The sequence below is a fragment of the Kocuria sp. UBA1838 genome, assembly GCF_002338785.1.
GTDB classification, from domain to species: domain Bacteria; phylum Actinomycetota; class Actinomycetes; order Actinomycetales; family Micrococcaceae; genus Kocuria; species Kocuria marina.
In genome coordinates this window covers 265,504-291,901 of the sequence record NZ_DDIY01000005.1, presented here as the reverse complement: position 1 = coordinate 291,901, position 26,398 = coordinate 265,504, and the positions used below count along the sequence as shown (strand labels likewise).

General features: G+C 69.6%; 23 protein-coding genes. 5 read left to right on the top strand and 18 right to left on the bottom strand.

Going from position 1 to position 26,398, the window contains the following annotated elements; translation table 11 throughout:
- The 8 genes from B3I25_RS03100 to B3I25_RS03065 form a co-directional block, all read right to left on the bottom strand.
- On the bottom strand, nucleotides 1–929 hold a 929-nt coding region (locus tag B3I25_RS03100), incomplete at its 3' end, for a quinone-dependent dihydroorotate dehydrogenase (RefSeq protein ID WP_286737775.1).
- Between the two features lie 185 nt (nucleotides 930–1,114).
- Complete coding sequence (locus B3I25_RS03095; protein WP_144931864.1) at nucleotides 1,115–1,906, bottom strand: isoprenyl transferase; 792 nt, start codon at nucleotides 1,904–1,906, stop codon at nucleotides 1,115–1,117.
- Between the two features lie 79 nt (nucleotides 1,907–1,985).
- Nucleotides 1,986–2,744 (bottom strand): DNA repair protein RecO, encoded by a 759-nt coding sequence (gene recO / locus B3I25_RS03090; RefSeq protein ID WP_286737774.1) that lies wholly within the window; start codon nucleotides 2,742–2,744, stop codon nucleotides 1,986–1,988.
- Between the two features lie 91 nt (nucleotides 2,745–2,835).
- Nucleotides 2,836–4,590: a 2-isopropylmalate synthase gene (gene leuA, locus B3I25_RS03085; RefSeq protein ID WP_206398782.1), complete on the bottom strand. Its 1,755-nt coding sequence runs from the start codon at nucleotides 4,588–4,590 to the stop codon at nucleotides 2,836–2,838.
- A 171-nt stretch (nucleotides 4,591–4,761) separates the two neighbouring features.
- Entirely contained in the window at nucleotides 4,762–6,291 is a 1,530-nt protein-coding gene (locus B3I25_RS03080; protein ID WP_286737773.1) for an LCP family protein, read from the bottom strand.
- 178 nt (nucleotides 6,292–6,469) lie between these two features.
- Nucleotides 6,470–7,519: a GTPase Era gene (locus B3I25_RS03075; protein ID WP_206398784.1), complete on the bottom strand. Its 1,050-nt coding sequence runs from the start codon at nucleotides 7,517–7,519 to the stop codon at nucleotides 6,470–6,472.
- A gap of 52 nt (nucleotides 7,520–7,571) precedes the next feature.
- The gene (gene ybeY / locus B3I25_RS03070; protein ID WP_231885507.1) at nucleotides 7,572–8,027 is read right to left on the bottom strand and encodes an rRNA maturation RNase YbeY; all 456 of its coding nucleotides are present in this window, start codon (nucleotides 8,025–8,027) and stop codon (nucleotides 7,572–7,574) included.
- Nucleotides 8,028–8,074: 47 nt separating this feature from the next.
- A complete protein-coding gene (locus B3I25_RS03065; RefSeq protein WP_064845851.1) occupies nucleotides 8,075–9,160 on the bottom strand; it encodes a PhoH family protein in 1,086 nt (361 codons plus the stop codon).
- Nucleotides 9,161–9,304: 144 nt separating this feature from the next.
- Between B3I25_RS03065 and B3I25_RS03060 the strand changes: the two genes are divergently transcribed.
- A complete protein-coding gene (locus tag B3I25_RS03060) occupies nucleotides 9,305–10,261 on the top strand; it encodes a GerMN domain-containing protein (RefSeq protein WP_286737771.1) in 957 nt (318 codons plus the stop codon).
- 22 nt (nucleotides 10,262–10,283) lie between these two features.
- Here B3I25_RS03060 and B3I25_RS03055 read toward each other — a convergent pair whose 3' ends face one another.
- The 3 genes from B3I25_RS03055 to hrcA all read right to left on the bottom strand — a co-directional run bounded on the left by B3I25_RS03055 (nucleotide 10,284) and on the right by hrcA (nucleotide 13,269).
- On the bottom strand, nucleotides 10,284–11,045 hold the full coding sequence (locus B3I25_RS03055) for a 16S rRNA (uracil(1498)-N(3))-methyltransferase (protein ID WP_286737769.1): 762 nt from the start codon (nucleotides 11,043–11,045) through the stop codon (nucleotides 10,284–10,286).
- Complete coding sequence (gene dnaJ / locus B3I25_RS03050; protein ID WP_098053461.1) at nucleotides 11,042–12,184, bottom strand: molecular chaperone DnaJ; 1,143 nt, start codon at nucleotides 12,182–12,184, stop codon at nucleotides 11,042–11,044. Before dnaJ ends, B3I25_RS03055 begins: the two co-directional genes overlap by 4 nt.
- 62 nt (nucleotides 12,185–12,246) lie before the next feature.
- Nucleotides 12,247–13,269, bottom strand: a complete 1,023-nt coding sequence (gene hrcA, locus B3I25_RS03045) for a heat-inducible transcriptional repressor HrcA (RefSeq protein WP_064845855.1) — start codon at nucleotides 13,267–13,269, stop codon at nucleotides 12,247–12,249.
- 163 nt (nucleotides 13,270–13,432) lie between these two features.
- Between hrcA and B3I25_RS03040 the strand changes: the two genes are divergently transcribed.
- Complete coding sequence (locus tag B3I25_RS03040) at nucleotides 13,433–14,311, top strand: DUF3097 domain-containing protein (RefSeq protein ID WP_064845856.1); 879 nt, start codon at nucleotides 13,433–13,435, stop codon at nucleotides 14,309–14,311.
- Nucleotides 14,312–14,524: 213 nt separating this feature from the next.
- Complete coding sequence (locus tag B3I25_RS03035; RefSeq protein WP_239318428.1) at nucleotides 14,525–14,956, top strand: DUF4870 domain-containing protein; 432 nt, start codon at nucleotides 14,525–14,527, stop codon at nucleotides 14,954–14,956.
- Nucleotides 14,957–14,961: 5 nt separating this feature from the next.
- On the opposite strand, the gene hemW is transcribed toward B3I25_RS03035, so the two are convergent.
- Nucleotides 14,962–16,206 carry a radical SAM family heme chaperone HemW gene (gene hemW, locus B3I25_RS03030; protein WP_098053463.1) on the bottom strand — a complete coding sequence of 415 codons (1,245 nt, stop codon included), beginning with the start codon at nucleotides 16,204–16,206 and terminating at the stop codon, nucleotides 14,962–14,964.
- Complete coding sequence (lepA, locus tag B3I25_RS03025; protein ID WP_064845859.1) at nucleotides 16,206–18,062, bottom strand: translation elongation factor 4; 1,857 nt, start codon at nucleotides 18,060–18,062, stop codon at nucleotides 16,206–16,208. The genes hemW and lepA overlap by 1 nt, the downstream gene beginning before the upstream one ends.
- An 81-nt stretch (nucleotides 18,063–18,143) precedes the next feature.
- Between lepA and B3I25_RS03020 the strand changes: the two genes are divergently transcribed.
- A complete protein-coding gene (locus B3I25_RS03020) occupies nucleotides 18,144–18,728 on the top strand; it encodes a type II toxin-antitoxin system PemK/MazF family toxin (protein ID WP_064845860.1) in 585 nt (194 codons plus the stop codon).
- A gap of 165 nt (nucleotides 18,729–18,893) precedes the next feature.
- A complete protein-coding gene (gene rpsT, locus B3I25_RS03015; protein WP_035961892.1) occupies nucleotides 18,894–19,154 on the top strand; it encodes a 30S ribosomal protein S20 in 261 nt (86 codons plus the stop codon).
- A 118-nt stretch (nucleotides 19,155–19,272) separates the two neighbouring features.
- Here the strand turns inward: rpsT and holA are convergent, their stop codons facing one another.
- The 5 genes from holA to B3I25_RS02990 form a co-directional block, all read right to left on the bottom strand.
- A complete protein-coding gene (holA, locus tag B3I25_RS03010) occupies nucleotides 19,273–20,274 on the bottom strand; it encodes a DNA polymerase III subunit delta (protein ID WP_064845861.1) in 1,002 nt (333 codons plus the stop codon).
- A gap of 163 nt (nucleotides 20,275–20,437) precedes the next feature.
- Nucleotides 20,438–22,813: a ComEC/Rec2 family competence protein gene (locus tag B3I25_RS03005; protein WP_286737768.1), complete on the bottom strand. Its 2,376-nt coding sequence runs from the start codon at nucleotides 22,811–22,813 to the stop codon at nucleotides 20,438–20,440.
- Nucleotides 22,814–23,151: 338 nt separating this feature from the next.
- Nucleotides 23,152–24,111 (bottom strand): ComEA family DNA-binding protein, encoded by a 960-nt coding sequence (locus B3I25_RS03000; protein WP_286737767.1) that lies wholly within the window; start codon nucleotides 24,109–24,111, stop codon nucleotides 23,152–23,154.
- A gap of 356 nt (nucleotides 24,112–24,467) precedes the next feature.
- Entirely contained in the window at nucleotides 24,468–25,535 is a 1,068-nt protein-coding gene (locus B3I25_RS02995; RefSeq protein WP_286737766.1) for a DegV family protein, read from the bottom strand.
- A partial coding sequence (locus B3I25_RS02990) for a class I tRNA ligase family protein (protein ID WP_286737765.1) occupies nucleotides 25,535–26,398 on the bottom strand: 864 nt, incomplete at its 5' end. The genes B3I25_RS02990 and B3I25_RS02995, both read right to left, overlap by 1 nt.

Genomic DNA, 26,398 nt, shown 5'->3' with positions numbered 1-26,398 from the left:
ACGAGGTCCTCCCCCACGTGACCTCGCAGCAGCTTGAGCACCTCGAGGGAACGACGCCGCAGGGGCGCCCCCGAGAGTCCGCCGGCTCCACACGCGATCACGTCCTGTGCGTCGCTGCGCAGACCGAGCCCGTCGCGGGCGATCGTGGTGTTTGTCGCGACGATGCCGTCCAGCCCCAAGTCCCGGGCCAGGTCCGCGACCGCGAGGACGTCCTGGTCCGCGAGGTCCGGGGCGATCTTGACGAGCAGCGGCACGTGCCACGACGTGACCCGGTCCGCTTCCTCCCGCACGGCTCGCAACAGCGGTCGCAGCGCGTCGAGTTCCTGGAGTTGGCGTAGTCCGGGGGTGTTCGGGGAGGAGACGTTGACCACGAGGTAGTCCGCATACGGGGCGAGCACGCGGGTGCTGCGCACGTAGTCGTCCGTGGCGTCCTCGAGACCCACGGCCTTGGTCTTGCCGATGTTGACGCCCACCACGGGGCGCGCACGATGCGTACGGGCGGCGTCCTGGGCGAGGCTCTGCAGTGCCGAGGCCACTCGCGGGGCCACGGCCTCCGCGCCGTCGTTGTTGAAGCCCATACGATTGATCACGGCGCGATCCTCGACCAGGCGGAACAGCCGCGGACGGGGATTGCCCGGCTGACCCTGGCCCGTGACCGTGCCGATCTCCACGTGGCCGAAGCCGAGGTCCGTCAACGCGTGGGTACCGGTAGCGCCCTTGTCGAAACCCGCGGCCAGACCGAATGGGGACGGGAAGGTGAGCCCCATGACATGGACCTCGTTGCCCGGATCCGGGCGGGTGAGGCGGTGCAGCACCCGCCCCAGGCCCACACGGCGGGCCAGCTTGATCCCCGCGAACCCCACGGTGTGGGCGAGTTCCGGGTCCATCCAGGAGAAAATGAGATTGAAGAAAGCGGGGTACACGCGCATGGGGCCAGTTTTTCACACGGGATGCCCGCTCCCGGACCACCTCGGGCGCATCACCGGCGGGTACGCCACGTGGGCGCTAGTACGACGGGAAGGCGAGTTCAGTCAGATACAGTCTCAATCTCAACTCGAACTATAAGTATCAATATTCAGTTGAAACTCTAGATACTGAGGGCCCAATCCTGTGGTTACTCCCCCGTGGCCGGGGCCGTCTGATCCATCGCTCCCCCGTATCGACGGTTGCGGTGAGCGTAATCCTCTACCGCACGCCACAGCACACGGCGGTCCATGTCCGGCCACAGGATATCCAGGAACATCATTTCCGCATATGCGGACTGCCACAGCATGAAATTGGACAGCCGCTGTTCTCCCGAGGACCGCAGGAACAGGTCCACGTCCGGCAACTGGGGCTCATCCAGGTACCGCTGGACCATGTCCTCGGTAATCGACCCGGGCGTGAGCCGCCCCTCCTGGACATCCCGAGCCATCGCGACCGCGGCGTCGGCGATCTCCGCGCGACCGCCATAGTTCACGCACATGGTCAGCGTGATGACATCGTTGTCCTGGGTCTCGCGCTCCGCGGTCTCCAGTCGGTTGATCACGGACTTCCACAGGCGGGGGCGCCGCCCTGCCCACCGCACCTTGATCCCCCATTCCTTGAACGTGGGCAGCTGGCGGGACATCACGTCCCCCGTGAAGTTCATCAGGAACGCGACCTCGGCCGGGGACCGTTTCCAGTTCTCCGTGGAGAACGCGTACGCGGACACGTACGGGATCCCCAGGTCGATGGCTCCCGCGACGACCTCCATGAGGGCTCGCTCACCCTCCCGATGCCCCTCGGTACGCGGCAGTCCGCGGTCGTTGGCCCAGCGGCCGTTGCCGTCCATCACGAGGGCCAGATGTCGGGGAATGGCATCGCGATCCAGAGCGGGCACCGTGGCACCGCTGGGATGGGGCGGCGGCGGGGCGAAGCGGCTCATGCGGGGATCCTTTCGAGAAGCGACGAGGTGGTCCTCCCCCACCCTAGAACTTCCCACCGAGTAGCGGGCACTCCCCGCCTCAGCCGTCCCCTCGATCCACGAGGGCCAGAGAACGCACCGTGCGCTCCATGTGCCATTGGATGTACGCCGCCACGAACCCGGCAGCTGCGCGCGCGGTCTTGGTGTCGGCGGCGTCGATCGTGGACCAGTCCCCGCGCAGCAGCCCGTCCAGCAACACGAACGTGGCCGCATTGGGCGCGGCGGATCCCGGCGGACGGCACTGAGGACACACCGCACCGCCGAGGGCCGCGGAGAACGAGCGATGGGGCCCGGGAGCCCCGCACCGTGCGCAGTCCACGAAACTGGGCGTCCAACCGGCCAGGGCCACGGCGCGTAGCAGATAAGAGTCCAGGATGCGCCCCGGCTCGTGCAGACCACGCGCGAGGGCGGACAGCGCTCCCACGAGCAACTGATAGTGCTGGACTGCGGTGTCGTAGTCGTCCGCGGTGAGTTTCTCCGCGGTCTCGACCATGGCCGCCGCGGCGGTGTATTTTTCGTAGTCGGCCACGATGTTCTGCCCGTATGCCCGCTTGCCGATGGCCTGCGACACGATGTCCAGGTTCCGTCCGTGCACGAGCTGCACCTGGGCCACGTGGAAGGGTTCCAGGCGCGCACCGAACCGCGACTTGGTGCGCCGCACCCCCTTGGCCACCGCCCGGACCTGGCCGTTCTCGGCCGTCAGCAGGATCACGATCCGGTCCGCTTCACCGAGGTCGTAGGTGCGCAGCACCACGGCGTCGTCCCGATAGCTGCGCGATGCGAAGGTTGAACGGGCCATCGGGTCATTGTGTCACCTACCCCGGACACGACTCCGCTGCGGCGCATCCGGGTGCCCGCAGCGGAGTCGTCGGAGAAGGAAAGGAGCGCGCTCAGTCCTGCTGGGCCAACTGCGCGTCACGCACGGCGCGGTTGACCGCAGAGATCACGGCCTTCAGGGACGCTCGCGTGGTGTTGTTGTCCATCCCCGCACCCCACAGCACGCGGTCACCCACGGCGAGCTCCACGTAGCTCGCGGCCTGCGCGTTCGCGGACGCGGACAGCGTGTGCTCGGTGTAGTCCAGCAGGCGCACGTCCACGCCTTCCGCGTTGAACAGCTGAATCAGCGCGTCGATGGGCCCGGTGCCGTGCGCGGCGCGCTCGTGGTGCTCGCCGCCCACGTCCAGGCCGATTTCCAGGACCGTGTTGCCCTCGTCCTCGGCATGGGTGGAGATGGACGTGATGCGGTAGTGACCCCACAGCTCGCCGCCGCCGTCCTTGGCGGGCAGGTACTCGTCGGTGAAAATCTTCCACAGTTGCTGCGCGGTGACCTCCGACCCCGAGGTTTCGGTGTACTTCTGCACGACCCCGGAGAACTCGATCTGGGCCCGGCGGGGCAGGTCGATGCCGTACTCGCTCTTGAGCAGATAGGCCACGCCACCCTTGCCGGACTGGGAGTTCACGCGGATCACGGCCTCGTAGCTGCGGCCCACGTCCTTGGGGTCGACCGGCAGGTACGGGACGGCCCATTCCATGTCATCGATGTCCACGCCCCGCTCCTGCGAGTCCCGCTGCATGGCTTCGAAGCCCTTCTTGATCGCGTCCTGGTGGGAACCGGAGAACGCGGTGAAGACCAGGTCACCGCCGTACGGGCTGCGCTCGGGCACGGGCAACTGGTTGCAGTACTCCACCGTGCGGCGGATCTCCTCGATGTCCGAGAAGTCGATCTGTGGGTCCACGCCCTGGGTCAACAGGTTCAACCCCAGGGTCACCAGGTCCACGTTGCCGGTGCGCTCGCCATTGCCGAACAGGCACCCCTCGATCCGGTCCGCCCCGGCCAGGTAGCCCAGCTCGGCGGCGGCCACACCGGTCCCGCGGTCGTTGTGGGGGTGCAGCGACAGGATGATGTCGTCGCGGTGGTACAGGTGCCGGCCCATCCACTCGATCGAGTCGGCGTAGATGTTGGGAGTGGCCATCTCCACGGTCGCGGGCAGGTTGATGATCATCTTGCGACCGTCACCCACCTCGAAGGTCTCGGCGACCTCGTTGCAGATCCGCGCGGCGAACTCGAGCTCGGTGCCCGTGTAGGACTCCGGGGAGTACTCGTACGTGACGTCGGTGTGCTTGAGCTGTTCCTCGTACTTGCGGCACAACCTGGCACCGGTCAGGGCGATGTCCACGATGCCGTCCATGTCGCGGTCGAAGACCACGCGTCGCTGCAGGGTGGACGTGGAGTTGTACAGGTGCACGATCGCGTGCGGTGCGCCCTCGATCGCCTCGTACGTGCGCTCGATCAGGTGCTCGCGGGACTGCGTGAGCACCTGGATGGAGACGTCCTCCGGGATCAGGTCGTCCTCGACCAGGGTGCGCACGAAGTCGAAATCGATCTGCGAGGCGGACGGGAAGCCCACCTCGATCTCCTTGTAGCCCATCTTCACCAGCAACTGGAACATCTTCAGTTTGCGCTCGGAGTCCATGGGGTCGATCAACGCCTGGTTTCCGTCCCGCAGGTCCACGGCGCACCAGCGCGGGGCCGTGGTGGCCACCTTGTCCGGCCACGTGCGGTCGGACATGTCGAACGGGAAGTTCTGGTGGTACGGGGTGTACTTGTGGACGGGCATTCCGGAGGGACGCTGCAAATTCTTCATGGGACGGGGGCCTTTCGATCAGAAGCTTGTGGGCCGGCACCACGGAACTCCGCAGCGGGTGGTCGGCCGTGAGGATCGGTTCAGGCCCCGCTGCGGCACGTAAGCAGGAGTAGCGTCATCCCTTGCCGCATGTGATCCAACGTACCACTAGGTCGCTGGCACACCGGATCGTTACCCCGCCGCGGTCTCCTGGCACGTGAACTGCTCCGCGGTCTGGCCCTGCAGGTCGTCGGGCAGGGCGGCGTTGCGGTCCATCGTGTCACCGCTACGGAAGTCCTGGCCCACCGCGACCTCGATCCCGGGCACGTCGTAGCTCGCCACGAGTTGGCTCGGTGAGACGTTCAGGACAGCGGCGACGTCGTCCGCGGCCAGCGCCCAGTTGGGGTTGTAGAACATCTGCGTGGCCGCGAGCTGGGTGCCGGAGGACGCGGTACGCGCCTGGTCGTAGCCGGCGCGTTCGAGCACGCTCACGAGCTGGTAGTCCCGGCCCCCGGCGTCCGTGCGGTTGCTCACCGTGATCGGCACGAGCGACGGGTCCACGGCGGGGCCGGTCGCGGTGGGCGATGCCGCCGGCTCCGTGGGGTGCGCGGCACTCGGCGCGGGGGTGGCGGTCTCCCCCATCGCGTGGGAGGGCCCGGGGGACGCCGACGGCGCGTCGCGGGCCTCCGTGACGGACACGTCCCGACGCAGGGTCTCGAAGAGCCGCTCGGCGGCCTTCTCGTCCAGCTGCAACCGGTTGGGGTCCTGCGGGTAGGGCTCGGACGGCGCGGTCACGAACGCGATCCGGCCGGGATCGATGCCGTTGAGCGCACCGGCCATGCCCACGAGGGTGGGGATGGAGGTCAACCCCTGGTCCACGTGCAGGTTTTGGGTCATCACCTCGGCGATGTGGTAGAGCTGCGGGAGGTTGGTGAGCGTCCCGTCCGCCTGGATCTTGCGCGTGAGGGACGCCAGGAACGACTGCTGCGAGCGGATGCGGGCCTCGTCCCCACCGTTGCCGAACGCCGCGCGGGAACGCAGGAACGCGAGTGCCTGTTCGCCCTCCACGGAGGAGATCCCGGCGGGCAGACGCAGCCCGGACTTGGGGTCATCCACGGGTTCGTTGACGCACACCTGCACACCGCCCACGGCGCTGGAGAGTTCCTTGACGGCGTTGAAGTCGGCGAGCATGAAGTGGTCGATGTCCACGCCGGTGAGTCGGTTGATCGCGGCCACGGTGCACCCAGGGCCGCCGTGTTCCACCGCACTGTTGAGCATCCCGGTCGTGGCCGGGTACACGGTGCCGCTCTTGGGGTCCGTGCACTGCGGGATCCTGACCATGAGGTCCCGGGGAAAGGAGACCACGGTGACGGCGTCGCGGTTCGCGGTCACGTGCACGAGCATCATGACGTCGGTGCGGCCCTCGGCGTCGTCCTCGCTGCCGTATTCGCTGTTGCCCTGACCGTGGCGAGTGTCCGAGCCCATGACGAGGATGTCCAGGGGGCCGTCGTCCACGTTCTCGGCACCGTCGGAGAGGTTCAGGGGGCTCGAGGTGAGGTTGCCGGTCAGGCGCAGCGCGGCGATCCCGCCGATGCCGAGTACGGCCAGCAGCCCGAACACGGCCAGGATCACGGCGATCCTGCGCACCGAGGAGCGGTGGACATGGGCGCGGTGATGACGTCCGGTCTGGCGCAGGTCGTACGCCTCGCCGTCGCGATCCATGCGGCGGGCGGGGTGCGTACTCCACGGCGGGCTCGTACGCGAACTCCGGCGGCTCCGGCGTGGTGCTGAGCTGGGATCCACCGGTGACGTCTCCTGGGGTCTCGGATCGGGGGGGGGCGTGCGGCCCTGACTGGTGGGTCAGGCTACGGCACCGGGTTGACGTGTGGTGTGTGTCCGGTCAGAACCCGAGCTTGGACAGCTCTCGGGGGTCCCGTTGCCATTCCTTGGCGACCTTGACGTGCAGGTCCAGGTAGATCCGGGTGCCCAGTAGAGACTCGATCTGGGCTCGGGCGCGCGTCCCGATCTCGCGCAGTCGCGCACCGCGCTTGCCGATCACGATGGCCTTCTGGGAGTCCCGTTCCACGTACAGGCTCGCGTGGACGTCCAGCATGGGGTTGTCCGGTGAGCGGCCTTCACGTTCGGAGACCTCGTCCACGACCACGGCGAGCGAGTGGGGCAGTTCGTCCCGCACGCCCTCGAGCGCAGCCTCGCGGATGAGTTCGCCCATCATGGTGACCTCCGGCTCGTCGGTGAGGTCCCCTTCCGGGTACAGGGGTGGGGAGACGGGCATCAGCGACACGAGCAGCTCGGCGATCTCGTCCATCTGGAAGCCGTCCGCCGCGCTCACGGGGATCACGTGGGCCCATCCGGCCGGCGTGTCCTCGGTGCGCTGCGCGGCCGGGCGACCGCCGGTGCCCTTGGCGGACGGCGCCGCGTCGCGACGTCGTCGTCGTGCGTCGCGCTGGGCGCGCTCCTCGGTGACGACCTCGCGCCCGAGCTCGCTCACGGCCACGAGCTGTTCGGCGAGGCGCTGCTGGGGGACGAGGTCCGCCTTGGTCACGATCGCGACCACGGGGGTGCGCCCGACGGCGGCGACGACCTGCTGGGCGATGTACCGGTCCCCCGGGCCCACCTTCTGGTCCGCGGGCACGCAGAACCCGATCACGTCCACCTCACCCAGGGTCTGGGCCACGACGTCGTTGAGCCGCTGACCGAGCAGCGTGCGCGGACGGTGCAGGCCGGGGGTGTCCACGAGGATCAACTGACCGTCGGTGCGGTGCACGATCCCGCGGATGGTGTGCCGCGTGGTCTGCGGACGGTTGGACGTGATCGCGACCTTGCGCCCCACGAGCGCATTGGTCAGCGTGGACTTGCCCACGTTGGGCCGGCCCACGAACACGGCGAAACCGGCGCGGAAGTCAGCGGGCTGTTCAGTGGGCTGGGTCATCGCGGGTCCTCGGTCGTTCAGTCGGTGCGGGGGTCGGAGGCGGTGCGGCGCCTCACGTCATGGTCTCCACGGGCGCGTCCCGGCCCAGGAACTCCTCGAGCAGCGAGCGCTGGGCGGTGAACATGCGGGCGCGTTCGTCCTCGTGGGCGTGGTCGTGGCCCAGCAGGTGCAGCAGGGAGTGGGTGGTGAGCAGGCACAGTTCGTCCTGGGTGCTGTGGCCGGCGGCCGCGGCCTGGCGTTCGGCCACGGGTGGGCACAGTACGACGTCCCCGAGGACGCCCAGGCTAGGGTCGTCGGGGGTGCCCTCGCGCAGTTCGTCCATGGGGAAGGACATGACGTCGGTGGCTCCGGGCAGGTCCAGCCACTGTTCGTGCAGTTCGGCCATGCGGGTCTCGTCCACTACGGCGATGCTGACCTCGGTGTCGGGGTGCAGGTGCCAGCGGGTGAAGGCGAGGTCCACGAGGGCCTCGAGCTGGTCGGTGTCCACGGCGCGGTAGGCAGTGGGCAGCTCGGCCTGTTCGGCGGGGGTGTCCCAGGGCAGGTCGAAGGCCACGCTCACGGGGTGTCTCCCCCGGTGCGCTCGGACGACGCCGCTCGGCGTTCGTCCTTGCGGCGGGCTCGTTCCACGCGGTGGCGGTTGGTGGTGTCGAACCGGTCGTAGGCGGCCACGATCTCGCCCACGAGTTCGTGGCGCACCACGTCCGCGGAGGTCAGTTCGCAGAACGCGATGTCGTCGATCTTCCCGAGCACGTGTTGGACTTGGCGCAGTCCGGACTTGGTGGTCCCGGGCAGGTCCACCTGGGTCACGTCACCGGTGACCACGATCCGTGAGCCGAAGCCTAGACGGGTGAGGAACATCTTCATTTGTTCCGGGGTGGTGTTCTGGGCCTCGTCGAGGATCACGAAGGCGTCGTTGAGGGTGCGCCCGCGCATGTAGGCCAGCGGGGCGACCTCGATGGTCCCGGCCTCCATGAGCCGCGGAATGGACTCGGGGTCCATCATGTCGTGCAGGGCGTCGTAGAGGGGACGCAGGTAGGGGTCGATCTTGTCGTTGAGCGAACCCGGGAGGAAGCCCAGTCGCTCGCCGGCCTCCACCGCGGGACGCGTGAGAATGATCCGGTTGACCTCCTTGGCCTGCAGGGCGCGCACGGCCTTGGCCATGGCCAGGTACGTCTTGCCGGTACCGGCGGGCCCGATCCCGAAGACCACGGTGTGCTCGTCGATCGCGTCCACGTAGGTCTTCTGGTTCACGGTCTTGGGCCGGATGGTCTTGCCGCGGGTGGAGAGGATGCTCGTGGACAGCGCGCTCGACGGGCGCAGGTCCTGGGCGTCACGCATCATGCGGGCCACTCGCAGCACCGTGCGTTCGGTGATCTCGGTGCCGCGCAGCGCCATCGCGAGAAGTTCCTCGAGCAGGGAGGCGGCCAGGCGGGTGTCGATCACGGGCCCCTCGAGGGCCACGTCCAGGTCCCGCACGGTCATCCGCACGGCCGGGAACTGCTGCTCGAGCAGACGCAAGGTCGCGTCCCCGTGGCCCAAGGTCCGGACGGCGGTCTCCCGATCCGGTACGTGCACGGTGACGCGGGTTCGTTCGGTGGGCGGAGTGCTCAGTGCCTCGGTCCCTTCGGTTGGTTCGCTCATCGGGTCCAGCCTACCGGTGCGCGCGGACCCGGACCCGCCGGGACCGACGGGCTCGCGCGCCGCAGGTTGCAATCCAATAACGGTCCGCCCGGATCCACGTGCGACGTTAGCGCCCGTGGCTCCCGGTGGGTAAGTTGTGTAGCCGTGAAAAATCCCGCAGGAACGACCGAGCCGCAGCGTCGTCGCGCCACCGCGCCCGGCGGACTTCGGCGCGCCGCGACGGGGGCGCTCGCCGTGTTGCTCGCCGCGGTCGTGGCCTCGTGCGGGACCGCCGCCGACCGACCGGACCACAACTCCGAAGCCGCCCCCGGGATCGCCTCCGCGCCCATGAACACGGACACCGCGATGGAAGGCGTGGCCACCGAACAGGCCCCCGTGTACTGGGTGGGCACCGGGGACCAATCGCGCTACCTGTTCCGCGAGTTCCGCACCCCGACCTCCCAGGACACGACCGACCCCGTGGCCCAGGCGGCGCTCATGGTCACCTCGGCCACCCCCGCGGACCCGGACTACCGCTCCCTGTGGTCCGCCGTGGACACCGTGGGCACCTCCGTGTCCCCGGACGGAACCATCACCGTGGACCTGCCCGCCGCCGCGTTCGCCTCCCAACTCTCCCCGCAGGACGCGCGGGTTGCACTGCAGCAAATGGTGTACACGGTCTCCGCGGCGGCCGTGACCGCCGGGCTGTTGGACTCGTCCACGGCCAAGGAGGTGCGGGTCCTCGTGAACGGGCAGAGCGGGTACAAGGCCTTCGGAGCCGTGGAACTTCATGCCCCGCTCACGCGTGACCCCGCACTGGCCGCGCCCGTGTGGCTCGTGGACCCCCAGACCGGGGCGGAACCCAAGAGCCCCGTGACGGTCTTCGCCCGCGTGCTGCCCTCGGTGCGTGACGCCCGCTGGGAGGTGCTCGAGGACGACCGCGTCGTGCACAGTGGGAACATCGCACCCGCTTCCCCCGGCTCAGATCCGACCACGGGCACGGAACTACGCACGAGTGTCACGCTCGACCCCGGGACGTACACCGTGCGCGTGAGCGGCACGGACGATTCCGGCACCACCGTGTCCGACGATCACACGATCACGGTGCGCGCCGGGGACTGAGCCCTCCCCATCGGGTCCCGGGTCAGTCCCAGAGCCCGAGCACCGCGTGCAGCGCGGCCAGTGCCGCGGGTCCCGCGGTGGACGATCGCATGACAGTGGTCCCCAGGCGCATCGGCTGAGCACCGGCGGCGCACAACGCCTCGAGCTCTCCGACACCGATCCCTCCCTCCGGGCCCACGATCACCGCGATCCGGGACCGATCGCCCCACCGGGTCACGTCCGGGGTGGACCAGCGTGGGCTCGCCGATTCATGCAGCACGAGCCACAGCATCTGGGGTTCCGCAGCGATCAGCCGGGCCAGACCCGCGGTGTCCACCCAGTCACCGCGTTCGGGCCAGCGGGCGCGCCGGGACTGCTTGGCCGCCGCGGCCAGGGTGGAGTCCCACTTGGCCATGAGTTTGGCCGCGCGGTCCGCGTGGACGCGCACGATGCTGCGTTCCGCCTGCCACGGGATCACCCGGGAGACCCCGAGTTCCGTGGCGGCCTCCACGGCCTGCAGGTCCCGGTCCCCCTTGGCAAGTGCCTGCACCAGCGTGAACTCCGGCTGCTGCGCGGCGTCGTGGTGGATCTCGTGGACGGTCACGCTCATCCGGTCCTTGGCCCCGGAGTCGAACGTGCACACCGCACGGGTGCCGTGCCCGTCCACGAGGTCCAGGGCCTCCCCCGCGCGCAGGCGCCGCACGGTCACCGCGTGCTTGGCCTCGGGACCTGCGACGTCCAGGACCTCCCCCGGGTGCGCCCGGGAGAGGTCCTCGGCGGGGACGTGGAAGACTGGGTTGGTCACAGGTCGTTGAACCGGTCCCGCAACCGGGAGAAGAACCCACCGGAGTGGTTGGTGTTCACGGTCGTGCCGTCCGCTGCTTCCTCACCGCGCAGCTCGGCGAGTTGCTCGAGCAGTTCGCGCTGTTCGGAGGAGAGGTCCTTGGGGGTCTCCACCTCGAAGTGCACCTTGAGGTCCCCGCGGCCCTTGCCCCGCAGGTGGGTGACACCCAGGTCGTCGAGCGTGACGGTCGCACCGGACTGGGTGCCGGGATCGACGTCCACCGTGCGAGCGCCGTCGAACGTCTCGAGGCTCACGGTGGTGCCGAGCGCGGCGGCGGTCATGGGGATACGCAGGCGGGCGTGGAGATCGTCGCCCTCGCGGAGGAAGGTGGGGTCCGGATCCACCTTGAGTTCCACGAAGAGGTCGCCGTTGGGTCCGCCGGCGGTGCCGGCCTCACCCTGGCCGCTCAGGCGGATGCGGTTGCCGGACTGGATGCCGGCGGGGATCTTCACGGTCAGGGGGCGGCGGTCGCGCACGCGGCCCTCGCCGTAGCACTCGTGGCACGGGCTCTCGATGACGGTGCCGAAGCCGTTGCACTGGGAGCACGGGGCCTGGGTGGTGACCATGCCCAGGATGGACTGGCGCTGGTACTGCATGTGGCCGGAGCCGCGGCACATGGTACACGTCACGGGGCTCGTGCCGGGCTGGCAGCACGTGCCCTGGCACGTGGGGCACACGACGGCGGTGTCCACCGTGATGTCCTTCTCCATGCCGAACACGGCGTCCTTGAGGGAGATCCGCACGTTGATCAGGGCGTCCTGGCCCTGGCGGGTGCGGGACTGGGGGCCGCGCTGGCCACCGGCTCCCGCGCCCTGGAAGAACGTCTCGAAGATGTCGGAGAAGCCGAAGCCCGTGCCGGGGAAGCCCCCGCCGAAGCCGGTGTCCGTGCCGTTCTCGTTGCCTGTGGCGTCGTAGACACGACGCTTGTCCGGGTCGGAGAGGACGTCATTGGCGTGGGAGACGCGCTTGAACTCCTCGGCGGCCTCGGGTGAGGGGTTCACGTCCGGGTGGAGTTTGCGGGCCTTCTTGCGGTAGGCGCGCTTGATCTCTTCGGCGCTGGCGTCCCGGCTCACGCCGAGGGTTTCGTAGTGATCGCTCACGATGTCGTCGTTTCTTCTTTCGTCGGTTCTACGGTTCTACGGTCGAGCGGGGCGGGCGGCGCTCACGTGCGCTCAGCCCCCAGGTTCTTGGACAGGTAGCGGGCCACCGCGCGCACGGAGGCCATGGTCGTGGGGTAGTCCATGCGTGTGGGCCCCACGACTCCCACCTTGGACGCGGCGTGCGGACCGTAACCCGTGGCCACCACGGACGCCTCCGCCAGGGGGTCGTCGCTGTGGTCGGAGCCGATGCGCACCGCGACCCCGCGTTCGTCCTGCTGCATCTCGGACAACAATCGCAGCATGGCCACTTGTTCCTCAAGCGCCTCGAGCACCGGGGAGATGCTCTGCGGGAAGTCCCCGCTGAAGCGCGCCAGGTTCGCGGTCCCGGCCATCACCAAGCGGTGTTCGTCCGACACCGCTGCGAGCACCGCGAGCGCCCCGGTCACCGCGGTCCCGGCGTCGCGCAGTTCCTCGGGCAGGACCGGGGGCAGGGTCACGGCGGCGTCGGGGACGTCTTCCACGGGCGTGCCGAGCAGGCGTGCGAGCACGTGGGCGCGCAGCTCCAGCAGCTGGGCCTCGGTCAGGGTGACGGGCAGTTCCACGGTGCGTTGGGCCACGCGTCCGGTGGTGGGGATCAGGATCACGAGCACGCGGGCGTCCCCCACGTCCACGAGTTCCACGTGGCGCACGGTGATCCCGGTGCGCACGGGATACTGGATCACGGCCACCTGGTGGGTGAGCTGGGCGAGCAGGCGCACGGTGCGCTCCATGATGTCGTCCAGGTCCTGGGCGCCGTCCATGAACACCTGGATCGCGCGGCGCTGGGCGGAGGTGAGGGGCTCCAGGGCTGCGATCTGATTGACGAACTCGCGATAACCTCGGTCCGTGGGGATCCGACCCGAGCTCGTGTGCGGTGCCACGATCAGCCCGTCCTCCTCGAGGGCGGCCATGTCGTTGCGCACCGTGGCGGAGGAGACGGGTAAACGGTGGCGTTCCACGAGCGCCTTGGACCCCACGGGTTCACGCGAATGGACGTAGTCCTCCACGATGGCGCGCAGGATCTGCGCTCGGCGCGGATGCTCCATGTGTCTCACCTCCCGTTGCTGGCAATTCTGGCACTCAAGAGTTCACAGTGCTAATCCTGGCAGTCAAGGGCCCGTGGGTCAGGGGCCGATTTTGATACGCTCGCGGCTGATTCGCCTGCCCGGCGGCGCGCTCGCGCCGCGGCACGACGTGGAGGAGTCGCCCGTGAACGCATCCGGCTGGTCCTGGGGTCCCCAGGACCTAGGCAGTCCCGACGTCGCCCGCACCGGTCCCGTCTCCCGGGACGTCCCCGTGGCCCGGGACATGGTGCTCGAGGACGTGGAGACCGGGTGGGTGGGGGCCGTCGTGGGCGTGGAGACCATCGGCGGGATGCGCGTGGTGGGTCTGGAGGACCGGCACGGGCGCGTGAAGTCCTTCCCCCTGGGCCCGGGCTTCCTCCTGGACGGCGAACCCGTGCGGCTGGGCCCGCCCGAGACCCGCAGCGCCCCGGCCAAGCCCCGGATCACGCGTTCGGGGTCGGTCGAGGTCGAGAACTTGCGCGCGTCCGTGGCCAAGGAGTCGCGTGTGTGGGTCGAGGGGTACCACGACGCCGAGCTCGTGGCCAAGGTGTGGGGCCACGACCTCGCGGTCGAGGGCACCGTGGTGGAACCCCTGCACGGGATCGACGACCTCCCCTCAGCCATCGCCGAGTTCCACCCCGGCCCGCAGCGCCGGCTCGGGATCCTAGTGGACCACCTGGTCGCGGGCTCCAAGGAGTCCAGGATCGCCCAGGAGGCGCTCGCGGTCCCGGGTGCCCGGGACAATGTGCTCATCCTCGGACACCCCTACGTGGACATCTGGCAGGCCGTGAAGCCCAGCGCCCTGGGGATCCGGGAGTGGCCCGTGATCCCGCGCGGGGTGGATTGGAAGACCGGGATGGCACGCGCGCTGGGCCTACCGCACCGCACACCCCAGGACGTGGGGCGGGCGTGGCAGGCGATCCTTGCACGAGTGAACACGTACGCAGACCTCGAACCGGCCCTGCTGGGCCGCGTGGAGGAGCTCATCGACTTCCTCACCGCCCCGGACGCCGCCGATTCCTGACCCGGGCTGCGCCTGACCTGCGGTGACCCACGACGTCGACGGCGCTCACAGCCGGTGGTCTACGGCTTCGGTGACCCGCGTTAGCGGTAACCCTCAGCGTCGGTGACGCCTGGTGTCGTCGTCCGGCGCGAGCCACGCGGGAACGACCGTAGGATGGGAGCACCGGCGTCCACCGACCCGGATGGCTACCGCCCGTGAAAGGCACACCCGCTCGTGACTGACGCTGCTCCCTCCCCCTCCACTCGCTCCGCCGAGACTCCGTTCGAGTCCGTGGCCCCCGTGGCGCAACCCCTGGACGTGTCCCAGGACCGGCAGTGGGCCACCCTCGCCCACCTGGGTGGCGTGGTGGGCGTACTGCCCAGCTACATGATCCACCGGGTGTTCAAGGACCGTGGTCCCTTCACCGCTCAGGAATCCCGGGAAGCCGCCAACTACACCATGCTGCCCACCCTGGTGATCCTCGCGGGCATCGTGCTCTCACTCATCCCGTTCATCGGATGGCTCTTCTCGGTCATCGCCGCCGTGACCTGGCTGTTCCTGGCCATCACCTCCGTGCGCGCGGGCGTGAAGGTCAACCGCGGCGAACCGCACCAGTACCGGTTCAACACCCACCTCTACGACAAGTTCGCGGCCCGCAACTCCTGACACGGTCACCAGTCGAGCAAGCGGCGCGTCACGGCGTCGGCCATCAGACGCCCCGCGTCCGTGAGGACCGCGGACCCGCGGAGGGCGGCGGCGCCGTCCAGCCAGCCGTCGGCGATCAATCCGGCCACCGCGTGCCGCCCCTCCGGGCGCAGCCCCTCGAGCGGGAGTCCCTCACGGATCCTGATCCCGAGCATCACGTGTTCCACGTACTGCGTCTCGCCATCCAAGGTCTCGCGGCCCACGGCCGGTGAGTCACCCCGGCGCACGGCGGCCGTGTAGGGCAACGGGTGCTTGAGATTCCACCAGCGCACGCCGTCACTGTGCGAGTGCGCCCCCGGGCCGATCCCCCACCAGTCCTGATTGCGCCAGTACGCGAGGTTGTGCACGCTGCGGTTCTGCACCGCGCTGCGCCCGTGGGCCGCGCGGGACCAGTTGGACACCTCGTACCACTCGAACCCGGCCTCGTGCAGCAGCGCGTCCGCGAGCGTGTACTTCTCCGCCTGGTCGTCCGGATCCACGTCCGGCACCTCACCGCGGCGGATCTGGGCGGCCAGCTTGGTGCCGTCCTCGATGATCAGGGAGTACGCGGAGACGTGGTCGGGGTCCATGGCCAGCGCGGCCTCCAACGAGGTGCGCCAGTCGGCCACGCTCTCCCCCGGTGTACCGTAGATCAGGTCCACGCTCGCGCCCAGTCCGCGGTCCTTGGCCCAGCCGACGGCGCGCGGGACGTTCGCCGGCGTGTGCGTGCGTTCCAGCACGCGCAGCACGTGGGGCACCGCGGACTGCATCCCGAAGGACACCCGGGTAACCCCGGCCGCGGCGAGCACGTCGAACGTCTCCTCGCTCACCGAGTCGGGGTTGGCTTCCACGGTGACCTCGGCGTCCGGGGCCAGCCCGAAGCTCTCCCGGGCCTGCTCGAGCATGAGCGCGAGCTCCCGGGCGGGCAGAAGGGTGGGCGTACCCCCGCCGAAGAACACGCTGTGCAGCGCGCGCGGCGGTGCCCCGGCGGCGTCGAGCACGGACCGGGCGAAGCGGACCTCCGCGGCGGCGTCGGCGTGGTAGTCGCGCTGGGAGACGCCGTCCCCGAGCTGGTCCATGGTGTAGGTGTTGAAGTCGCAGTACCCGCAGCGCACCGCGCAGAACGGGACGTGGACGTACAGGCTCAGGGTGCGATCGGTGGCGCGGGCGACCGATGCCGCGGGGAGCGCGCCGTCCCGGGGTGCGGGATCACCCTCCGGTTGGGCGGGCATTACTTCTTCTTGTCCTTCCCGGTGTCCTCGTCCGAGGACAGCGCGGCCACGAAGGCCTCCTGGGGGACCTCCACGCGGCCCACCATCTTCATGCGCTTCTTGCCCTCCTTCTGTTTCTCGAGCAGCTTGCGCTTACGGGAGATGTCACCGCCGTAGCACTTGGAGAGCACATCCTTACGGATCGCGCGGATGTTCTCGCGCGCGATGATCCGGGAACCGATCGCGGCCTGGATGGGGACCTCGTACTGCTGGCGCGGGATGAGCTTCTGCAGCTTGCCCGTCATGAGCACGCCGTACGAGTACGCCTTGTCCTTGTGGGTGATCGCGCTGAACGCGTCCACCTGCTCGCCCTGCAGGAGGATGTCCACCTTCACGAGATCCGCGGCCTGCTCGCCGTCCGCCTTCCAGTCCAGGGACGCGTAGCCCCGGGTCTTGGACTTGAGCTGGTCGAAGAAGTCGAAGACGATCTCCGCGAGCGGCAACCGGTAGCGCAGCTCCACGCGGTCCTCGGAGAGGTAGTCCATCCCCTTCATCTCACCGCGCTTGGACTGGCACAGTTCCATGACCGCGCCGATGAACTCGGACGGCACCAGGATGGTGGCCGAGACCATGGGTTCGCGGATCTCCAGGATCCGTCCCTCCGGGAACTCGGACGGGTTAGTAACCTGCTCCTCCGAGTTGTCCTCGAGCGTCACGTTGTAGGACACGGAGGGCGCGGTGGAGATCAGGTCCAGGTTGAATTCGCGTTCGAGTCGGTCGCGGGTGATCTCCAGGTGCAGCAGCCCCAGGAAACCGCAACGGAAGCCGAAGCCCAACGCGGCGGAGGTCTCGGGTTCGTACACCAGGGCGGCGTCGTTGAGCTGGAGCTTCTCGAGGGCGTCCCGCAGCACGGGGTAGTCCGAACCCTCCACGGGGAACAGTCCCGAGAACACCATGGGCTTGGGGTCCTCGTACCCACCCAGGGACTGCTGCGCGGGCTTGGTCTGGCTCGTGACCGTGTCACCCACGCGGGACTGGCGGACGTCCTTCACGCCCGTGATCAGATAGCCCACCTCCCCCACGCTCAGCCCCTGCGAGGGCACCGGCTCCGGGGAGATCACACCGAGTTCGAGCAGCTCGTGGGTGGCCCCGGTGGACATCATCTGGATCCGCTCTCGCGGGGACAGCGTCCCGTCCACCACGCGCACATAGGTCACCACGCCGCGGTAGGTGTCGTACACCGAGTCGAAGATCATGGCACGCGACGGCGCGTCCTTGACCCCCTGGGGCGCCGGGACCTGGCGCACGATCGTGTCCAGCAGCTCCTCGACGCCCTCACCGGTCTTGCCCGAGACCTTGAGCACGTCCTCGGGTTCCACGCCGATCAGATTGGCGAGTTCAGTAGCGTACTTCTCCGGCTGCGCGGCCGGCAGGTCGATCTTGTTGAGCACCGGGATGATCGTGAGGTCGTTCTCGATCGCGAGGTACAGGTTGGCCAGCGTCTGCGCCTCGATCCCCTGGGCGGCGTCCACGAGCAGGATCGTGGCCTCGCACGCGGCCAGGGACCGGGAGACCTCGTACGTGAAGTCCACGTGCCCGGGCGTGTCGATCATGTTCAGCGCGTAGTCCGTGCCGTCCACGTTCCACGGCATCCGCACCGCCTGGGACTTGATGGTGATCCCGCGTTCGCGTTCGATGTCCATGCGGTCCAGGTACTGGGCTTTCATCTGCCGGGGCGTCACCACGCCCGTGGCCTGCAGCATCCGGTCCGCGAGGGTGGACTTGCCGTGGTCGATGTGGGCGATGATGCAGAAGTTCCTGATCACCGAGGGGTCGGTCGAGGCGGGAACCGGTGGATTGACGGCCAACGGTGACACGGGCGGTCCTTTCGATCGGATGACTCCCCAGTTTCCCACGTTCCGCGGCAACGGACGAACCGCTGCCCCTACGATGAGCACATGGCTGACTTCATGCGCCTCGCGCGCCAGGGCCTGCGGGCCTACCGGATGTACCAGCGGGTCTCGCGGACCCTGCGCGGGCGGCGGGACGCCGGCCGCGCGCCGTTGCCCCGGGACGCCTCCGGGCACGCGCGCCGCGATCGGGCCGCCGCGCCGGGGACGACGACGTCGCCCGCCGGCACCTCCCGGCTCTACCCCGGTGACTGGACGGGGCCGGTGACCCCGCACTACGACCCCCACCCGGATGGTCGCCCCGATCCGGGCGAGGTCGTGTGGACCTGGGTACCCTACGAGGAGGACCACTCACGCGGCAAGGACCGTCCCGTGCTGATCGTGGACCGCGCCGGGGAGTACGTGCTGTGCGTGATGCTCACCTCCAAGGACCACGACACCGCGGCCCACGACGATCCCGACTTCGTGGACGTGGGAACCGGCGACTGGGACCGCTCGGGCCGCCCGTCCGAGGCCCGGATCGACCGGATCATCCCCGTGCGCCCCGAGGACGTGCGCCGGGAGGGCGCGGTGCTCGCCCGCTCACGCTTCGACGCGGTGGCCGCGGAGCTCGCCGCCCGCGCCCGCCACTGACCGGCGCCGCGGCCGGTGATCTGCTAAAGTGGATCGCTGTGTGTCCGCGCTGGTCGTCGGGCACAGCGGATGGTTGCCACCGAGCATCCCCACTCTCACAACTCAGTCGATGATCATCCGTGAGCCCTCACTGACCTACTTCCGCAAACGTTCTAGGAGTTTTACGTGGCCAACATCAAGTCGCAGAAGAAGCGCATCCTCACCAACGAGAAGGCTCGCCTGCGCAACAACTCTTACAAGTCCGAGCTCAAGACCCTGATCCGCAAGGTGGACGCCGCGGTCGAGTCCGGCAACAAGGAAGCTGCGACCGAGACGCTGCGCAACGCGTCCCGCAAGCTCGATAAGGCCGTGTCCAAGGGTGTGCTGCACAAGAACACCGCGGCCAACAAGAAGTCCGGTCTGGCCAAGAAGGTCGCCAAGATCTGAATCGACTGACCCCGTCCGCACAGGACGCCTGCGGGCCCGGCACCGTTTCTCGGTGCCGGGCCCGCAGTCTTTCCCCGGGTCTTCCGGGATCGCACTGGTGGCCCTCAGAGATGGCCCCTCAGTGGTGGCCGGACGTCGCGATCACGGTGATCGCCCGCTCCACCGCGAAGTACGGGGACCGGGACGCACCCTTGACCTGGGCGTCGGCCTCGGCCACGGCCTGCAGGGCGGCGGCCACGTCCCCGGCGGTGAACCGGCGGGCCTCGTTCTGCGCGCGCTCCACTTGCCACGGTGCCGCGCCCACGTCCCGCGCAAGTGCTCCCGCTCCCCCGCGGGATCCTGCGGTCAGCGCGATCAACCGCATCTTGGAGCCCAGCGCGGCGACCATGGGGACCGGGTCCACTCCCACGTCCACGGCTTGCCGCCACAGCTTCAGGGCCTGATCCGCGTTACCGGCCACCGCGGCGTCCGCGACGCGGAACGCGGTGACCTCCACGCGCCCGCCGTAGTACTTCTCCACGAGGTCGTGATCCACCGTGAGCGGGCCGTCCGCAATCAACTGCGCGCACGCGGCGGCGAGCTCCGCGGTGCTCGTGCCCACGGCCGCGGCGAGGGCGCGGGCGGCGTCCGGCTCGATGCGTTTGCCGTGCGCGCGGAACTCGGCTAGGACGAAGGCCGTCTTGTCGCGGTCCGATTTGGGCGGCGTGCAATCGAGGACGAGCGCCGACTCCTTGAGAGCGTCCAGTAGTTTCTTGCCGCGGTTACCCCCGGAGTGCTCCCACAGCACGGTCACGTCCGGGTCCGGGTTGGCCACGTACGACAGGCCGTCCGCGAGGAGGTTCTCGTGCATGCTCGCGAGGTCGTGGACGCACACGAGTTTGGGATCGTCGAACAGGGAGGGGCTCGTGACCACGGCCAAGCTCCCGGTCTCGTAGTCGGCGGCGGAGACGTCCGTGACCTCGCACGACCCGCGCTGCTCCCGGGTCTGGTCCCGCAGGGAGTCCTTGATGCGCTGCAGGATGTACTCGTCGGAGCCGGAGGCCAGCACGAGCGGCTGCGGGGTGACGTCCCGCCACGAGGTCTGCGGCGGCGCGGCGGCCTTGCGACGGGCTGGGGGCATCGGAACTCCTCAGGTGCGCGCGGCATGGGAGGGCGCCGCTGTGGTCCTCATGCTAGCGCCGGGTGGGGACATGCCGTGGCCCGGTGTGGACGGGTGAGGCATTGGAACAAGAAACGTGAGCCACACGCGACGAACCCGGTGCACCCAGTGGCTTGACGCGCGGTCACCGTGTCGAGACCACGAGCTGATTCCCTTCCTTGCGGATCCACAACGAACCGCTGAGGTCCGTGCGCGCCACCGCCGCCCCGGTCTCCTGCAGGGCCGCCACGGTTGCGGGGTGGGGATGGCCGTAGCTGTTGCCCTCCCCCACCGAGATCACCGCCAGGGCGGGATCTGAGTCCCTGATGATGTCGGTCCCACCGTTGCGCGCGCCGTGGTGGGAGACCTTCAACACATCTGCGTGTGGGGCGGCTGCTGTTGGCAGGAGCCTGGTGGCCGCTCGGTACCCATCGGCTTCGAGGTCCCCCGCGGTCAACCAGGTGGTGGTCCCCTGGTCAGCGGTGCGGGTGATGAGCAGGACGAGGGACGCATTGTTCTCGTCCTCCGAACTCACCCGGCTGTGCACGGGAGCGCGCGGGGTTCCGCCCGTTGCAGTAGGAGTGACCCGCGGGGCGAGTACCTCGACCGTGAGCGGTCCGGCGGTTAGTCGTGCCCCGGGCGCAGGCTGCTCGGCCTTCTCCGCGAGCGGTGCCAGTTCGCGTGGTAGCTCCGTCCCGGCCGTGGAGTACCACACCCGCTCCACATCCACCGCATCGGAGAGCCCCTCCAGGCCGGCCACGTGGTCGTCGTGGTTGTGCGTGGCGATCACCGCGTCCAGGTGCGTGATGCCCGCCTGGTCGAGACAGCGCCGCAGAGCCCTGGGGTCGGGCCCGCCATCCACGAGCACCGCGCTGTGCTCCCCGGTGCGGTGCAGCGCGGCATCTCCCTGCCCGACGTCGCACACCACGGACTCCCACGCGGGCGCCGGTCGGAACCACCACACCGCACCCAAGACGACCAACACGACCACCGCGAGGGACGCGATCATCGCGAGCGCGCGACGTCGTACCCGTAGCCTGCGCGCGCGAACGCGCCATACGGCATCGGGCTCGGGCGGCGGGGCCGATGAGGCGTCGACCGTGCCCGCGATGGGTGGTGCCTGACGCAGGCGGTGGTCCACCCCGTGCAGGATGCCGAGGAACAGCAGTGTGACCGCGGTGAGGATGACAATCCCCGGGACACCGCCCGGCCAGGGCAGCTGCGCACCGGGCAGGGCGGCGAAACCGTCCGCGAGCCACGCAATGACCCGCGCGGGAACCGAGGCGGCGCCCACGGGCAGGGAGGCGGCGCGCTCCCAGCCGGCGAGCGCCGCGGCGTCGTGGGCGCCGGGGAGCAGCCAGCTCAGAGCGGGTGAGGCCAGGTGCCCCGCGAGCAGGACGCATACTGCAAGAAGACCGGCGACGGTGACCACGGGAACGAGAGGGGCGGCGGCCATGTTGGCGGGCAACGAGTACAGGGGCAGAGCGGGGTTGAGCACGAGCAGGGCGGGCCCGCACCACAGTTGGGCGACGAGGGGCACGGCTATGCACGCGGCGAGCGCTGTGGGGATCCGGGAGGCGAGGACGCGGGTCACGGGGCGGGCGCTCACGACGATGCCGGCGGTCGCGAGGACGGAGAGGATGAAGCCGAAATCGATGGCGAGGGGCGGTTGCACGAGCACCAGGCCGGTGACGGCGGCGCACAAGGCATTGAGGCTGACGCCGGCGCGGCCGCTGAGCATGGCGGCCCCGCCGAGTGCACCCATGACGCCGGCGCGCAGGACGGAGGGATCGGGGCCCACGAGCAGCACGAACCCGGCGAGCGCGGCGAGCCCGATACCCACGCACAGTCGCCGCCCCGCGCCCAGGGTCAGGGCGGCGTACCCGGTCAGGGTCATCACCACGGTGCAATTGGACCCTGAGACGGCCGTGAGGTGGGTCAGTCCGGTGTCCTTCATGCTCTGCGCCAGCGCCTCGGGCAGCTGGGAGGTGTCTCCCACGGTCATGCCGGGGACCAACCCGGCGCTCACTGCACCGAACCGTCCGGACACCCGGGTCAGGTTCGCGCGCACGGTGTCCAGCAGTCCGTGCCGGGCTCCCCGGCAGCCGTGATCGCATCCGGTGGGTGGGGAGGTGGCCCGGGCAGTGAGCCGCGCCGGGTTCGCGGTGCGCGTCACGTTCACCACAGCGTTGACGGTGTCCCCGTCGCGCAGGCCGTCCCACCTGGGGTGGGCGGCGAACACCGTGAGTTCGGCGGTTGCGGCCTTCCCGTCCGCGGCGTGGACGGCCAGGGGTACGACGACGCCGCGCGATGCCTCCTGCTCCTCTGGCGCCGGTGAGCCCGTGTATTCGCGGGGCGTCCCGGTGACCGTGGCGTTGACGCGGACCACGGAACCGGGAGGATGCTCGGTCAGGAAGTCGCGGGACGGTGCGATGGCGGCGAGCGCCGTCGTGACGGCCGCGGCGGCACTCAGCGCCACGACCCCCGCCAGAACAGCCAGGCTGGGCAGGAGGGACCTCATCCGGGCGCGGGACTCGCTGGATGATGGCCGCGGGCATCCATGGGAGGAGGAACCCCCGTGCGCGTCCGATGCATGCGTCCAGGATCGCGCGCGGCTCGGCTGCCCGGCCGGCGGACAGCTGCGTTGTGCCGAGGCGGGCGTCTTCCCTCGTGGCCCGCGGTTCGCCCGCCAGATGCGAGACCGGTCGAGAAGAGCGGGTGCGCACCACGCGAGGCCGAAGACCAGCACGCAGCCAAGAGCCCCCACGGCCCCCACGGTCCACCCGGCAAGTAGTGTCAGCGATCCGCACACCCACGCGGTAATGGCAACCGGGACCAGGCGCAGGTCCCATCGCACGCTCACACCGTGACCAGTGGTAGCAGTGCCTCCAGCATGGCGGGACCCACCCCGCTGACGTCGTCGAGCTGTTCCGCGGAGGTGAACGGGCCGTGCTGGTTGCGGAACTCCACGATCCGCTGTGCGAGGACCGGTCCCACGCGAGGTAGGGTCTCGAGCTCCGCTTGCGAGGCCGTGTTGAGGTTGACTGGGGCGCCGCCGGGCAGGGCGGCCGCACCACCCGCCTTAGCCGCAGCGCCTAATCCGGACGATGAACCTCCCGTGGCCGCGCCACCCTCGGAAGCACTACCGCTCACTCCAGTCTTAATGCTGGCGCTGTTCGCTGCTCCCTCGGCCGGGGCACCGGTCCCGGCGCCATTCACGGAACCGCCCTGCGCGACAGCCTCGGCCACCCGATCGACGTTCTCCGCATTGGGAATCGTGATCTGGGCGCCGTCGCTCACAGGCTGCGCCAGATTGATCCGATCCTTCACCGCACCCTTCGTGAATCCACCGGCTGCCGCCACCGCATCCATGACGCGCGCACCCGGGGACAGCGTCACCACGGATGGGTCCTTGACCTCCCCGATCACATGGACCGTGAGCACCCCGGCTTCTTCAGCGGAGGCGGTACCGCCGCCCGCTGAACCGGCTCCGGCTCCCCCGACGAGCCCTGAGGACGTCGCGGATCCGGACACCCCGTGAGGTGCTGTGTCGTCCCGGCCGGTGGCGCCAGTGTCCTCACGGGCGGCGTCAGCGCGGTCGGAACCCTCATCTGCCCCCGCGTCATCCGTACCGGCGACGGCGCCCTGCGATTTCACGGAAGTGGACGTGACGACGTCGTCCCCCTGTCCATCGGGGAGCAGGTTCCAGCCCCCGATCCCGAGGGCCACCAACAGCACGGCGCACAGTGCTACCAGCGCGGGGCGAGCAATGTGCCGACGGACCACGACGTCCTCGCGATGCCGGGAGTGCTCGGACACCGGGTCTGCACTGAGCGATGGACCGGTGGCACCATCGGCGGCGTCGTCGGCCGGTTCAGCACCACCGTCCGGAGCCAGATCGGCGCCCTCTTCATTATGGCCAGCAGCACGGCGACCCGTCGCACCACGGCCGGCCACCTCACCATTCCGATCGGGCCCTGGCTCCGCCCATGGCAGCCCCGCACCCGACTGCCGGTCTTCCCGCAAGAGCGCCGTCAACCGCTCCGTGGCCTCACTGTCCCGGAACCGGCGCCGTCCCCTGAAATCGATTCCGCTCATGCGCCCACCCCACCGCACGGGCGACAGGGCTCGTGGGTGCGCGACGCCACCGGTGGATTACTCGGCCGACACGCGGATCAGGGGTGCGGTTGTGCAGCCCGCCCGCCGTGCCACACGGGCCGGGACGTGGGGCCCTCGATCACCGCGGCCTTCGTCCCGAGCCCCACGTGCGCGCTGAGCACCGGGGGCAGGTCACTGATCACGAGCTCCGCGTCCGGGCGGTAGCGATCCATGAGCACCTCACCGATCTCGCGCGCCCCGTGCGGGTCCGCGACGTGGTGAATACACAACACCGGCCGGTCGGTCTCTGCGTGGGCCAGAGCCTCCCCCGCCAGCACCATGAACCGCGCCTTAGCCCGCGACAAGGACACCGGCCGCTCCACGGTCACGATCTTGCCCTCGGCCATGCTCAGCAGTGGTTTGAGCTGGAACATGGAACCGACCATCGCCGTGGTCGGATTCACCCGTCCACCCCGGCGTAGGGTTTCCAGCGAGCGCACCTGAATCAGTACCTGTGCCTGGGCGGCGGTCTCACAGGCGGCCGCAGCGACGTCGTCGATCCCCGCCCCCGACGCCACTGCCCGTAGTGCCGCGCGCACCCCCAGACCCTGCCCCAGACCGGCGCTCGCGGTGTCGACGATCCGCACGGGGATCCCGATGTCCTGGCGAGCAATCCGGGCGGCGCCCACCGTCCCGGACAGCTCCCCCGACAGGTGCACCGAGACGATGGCGTCGTACCCCTCCTCCTCGAACCGCCGGTACGCGGCACGCAGCTGCCCCGGGGCCGGCCGGGACGTGGTCACGGGTGTGCCCTCCGCGAGCGCAACGACGAGCGAGGACAGGGTGTCGGATTCACAGGCCGTGTAGAGCTGACCGGAGATCAGCACGGGCATGTCCACGAGCGCGAAGCCCGGTGCGTCCTCGAACGCGCGGAGCCACGCATCGGGCAGGGCGGCGGCACTGTCGGTGACGACGGCGACGCGGGGCGGCGCGGCGTCGTCGTCCCCCGAGGACGCGGAAGCGGACGCAGACGGGGACGCTGACGGCGCTCCGACAGGAATAGAGGCCGCATCTCCGAACGGGCGGAGCCCGCCCTCCCGCTCGGTGGAACGGGGGGACGGGCTCCGGGGCTCGCGGGGGAACATCAGACCACGATGTTCACGAGCTTGGGGGCGCGCACGATGACCTTGCGCACCGTGGCCTCGGACAGCAGGCGCTGGACGGCCTCCGATCCCATGGCCGCGGCCTCGAGGTCCTCGTCGGTGATGTCCGCGGGGACCTGCAACCGGTCACGGACCTTGCCCTTGATCTGCACGATCGCGGTGACGGTGTCCTCCACGAGCAGCGCGGGGTCCACGGTGGGCCACGGGGCGCGCACCACGGAGTCCTCGTGCCCGAGCAGGTGCCACATGTCCTCGGAGGTGTACGGCGCCACGAGGCTCAGCAGGATCGCCACGGCCTCGGTGGCCTCGCGCACGGCGGGATCGGCCGGACCGCAGCCCGCGTCGATGGCCTTGCGCACGGTGTTCACGAGCTCCATGGTCCGGGCGATCACCACGTTGAACTTGTGCGCCTCGAGCAGCTGTTCGGCGTCCGCGACCGTCTTGTGGGTCGCACGGCGCAACGCCTGGTCCCCGGTGGTCACGTCCGCGTCCCGGGCGGCCGTGCAGTCCTTCGCGAGGCGCCACGCGCGGGCCAGGAACTTCTGGGCGCCCTGCGGGGACACGTCCGCCCAGTCCACGTCGTCCTCGGGCGGTGACGCGAAGACCATGATCAGGCGCACGGCGTCCACGCCGAACTCGTCCAGCTGCTCACCCAGGTCCACGCCGTTGCCCAAGGACTTGGACATGGCCTTGCCCCCGTTGAGCACCTGACCCTGGTTCAGCAGCGCCTTGAACGGCTCCTGGAACCCGATCAACCCGAAGTCGTAGAGCGCCTTGGTGAAGAACCGCGAGTACAGCAGGTGCAGGATCGCGTGCTCCACACCGCCCACGTACTGGTCCACGGG

What these genes read in the sequence shown, in the direction of transcription:
- B3I25_RS03005 (WP_286737768.1), bottom strand. Translation starts at nt 22,813, where the DNA reads ATGAGGTCCCTCCTGCCCAGCCTGGCTGTTCTGGCGGGGGTCGTGGCG.
- B3I25_RS02995 (WP_286737766.1), bottom strand. Translation starts at nt 25,535, where the DNA reads ATGTTCCCCCGCGAGCCCCGGAGCCCGTCCCCCCGTTCCACCGAGCGG.
- hrcA (WP_064845855.1), bottom strand. Translation starts at nt 13,269, where the DNA reads ATGGAGCATCCGCGCCGAGCGCAGATCCTGCGCGCCATCGTGGAGGAC.
- holA (WP_064845861.1), bottom strand. Translation starts at nt 20,274, where the DNA reads ATGCCCCCAGCCCGTCGCAAGGCCGCCGCGCCGCCGCAGACCTCGTGG.
- B3I25_RS03065 (WP_064845851.1), bottom strand. Translation starts at nt 9,160, where the DNA reads ATGAGCGAACCAACCGAAGGGACCGAGGCACTGAGCACTCCGCCCACC.
- hemW (WP_098053463.1), bottom strand. Translation starts at nt 16,206, where the DNA reads ATGCCCGCCCAACCGGAGGGTGATCCCGCACCCCGGGACGGCGCGCTC.
- B3I25_RS03020 (WP_064845860.1), top strand. Translation starts at nt 18,144, where the DNA reads ATGGCTGACTTCATGCGCCTCGCGCGCCAGGGCCTGCGGGCCTACCGG.
- B3I25_RS03095 (WP_144931864.1), bottom strand. Translation starts at nt 1,906, where the DNA reads ATGAGCCGCTTCGCCCCGCCGCCGCCCCATCCCAGCGGTGCCACGGTG.
- recO (WP_286737774.1), bottom strand. Translation starts at nt 2,744, where the DNA reads ATGGCCCGTTCAACCTTCGCATCGCGCAGCTATCGGGACGACGCCGTG.
- B3I25_RS03080 (WP_286737773.1), bottom strand. Translation starts at nt 6,291, where the DNA reads ATGGATCGCGACGGCGAGGCGTACGACCTGCGCCAGACCGGACGTCAT.
- leuA (WP_206398782.1), bottom strand. Translation starts at nt 4,590, where the DNA reads ATGAAGAATTTGCAGCGTCCCTCCGGAATGCCCGTCCACAAGTACACC.
- B3I25_RS03075 (WP_206398784.1), bottom strand. Translation starts at nt 7,519, where the DNA reads ATGACCCAGCCCACTGAACAGCCCGCTGACTTCCGCGCCGGTTTCGCC.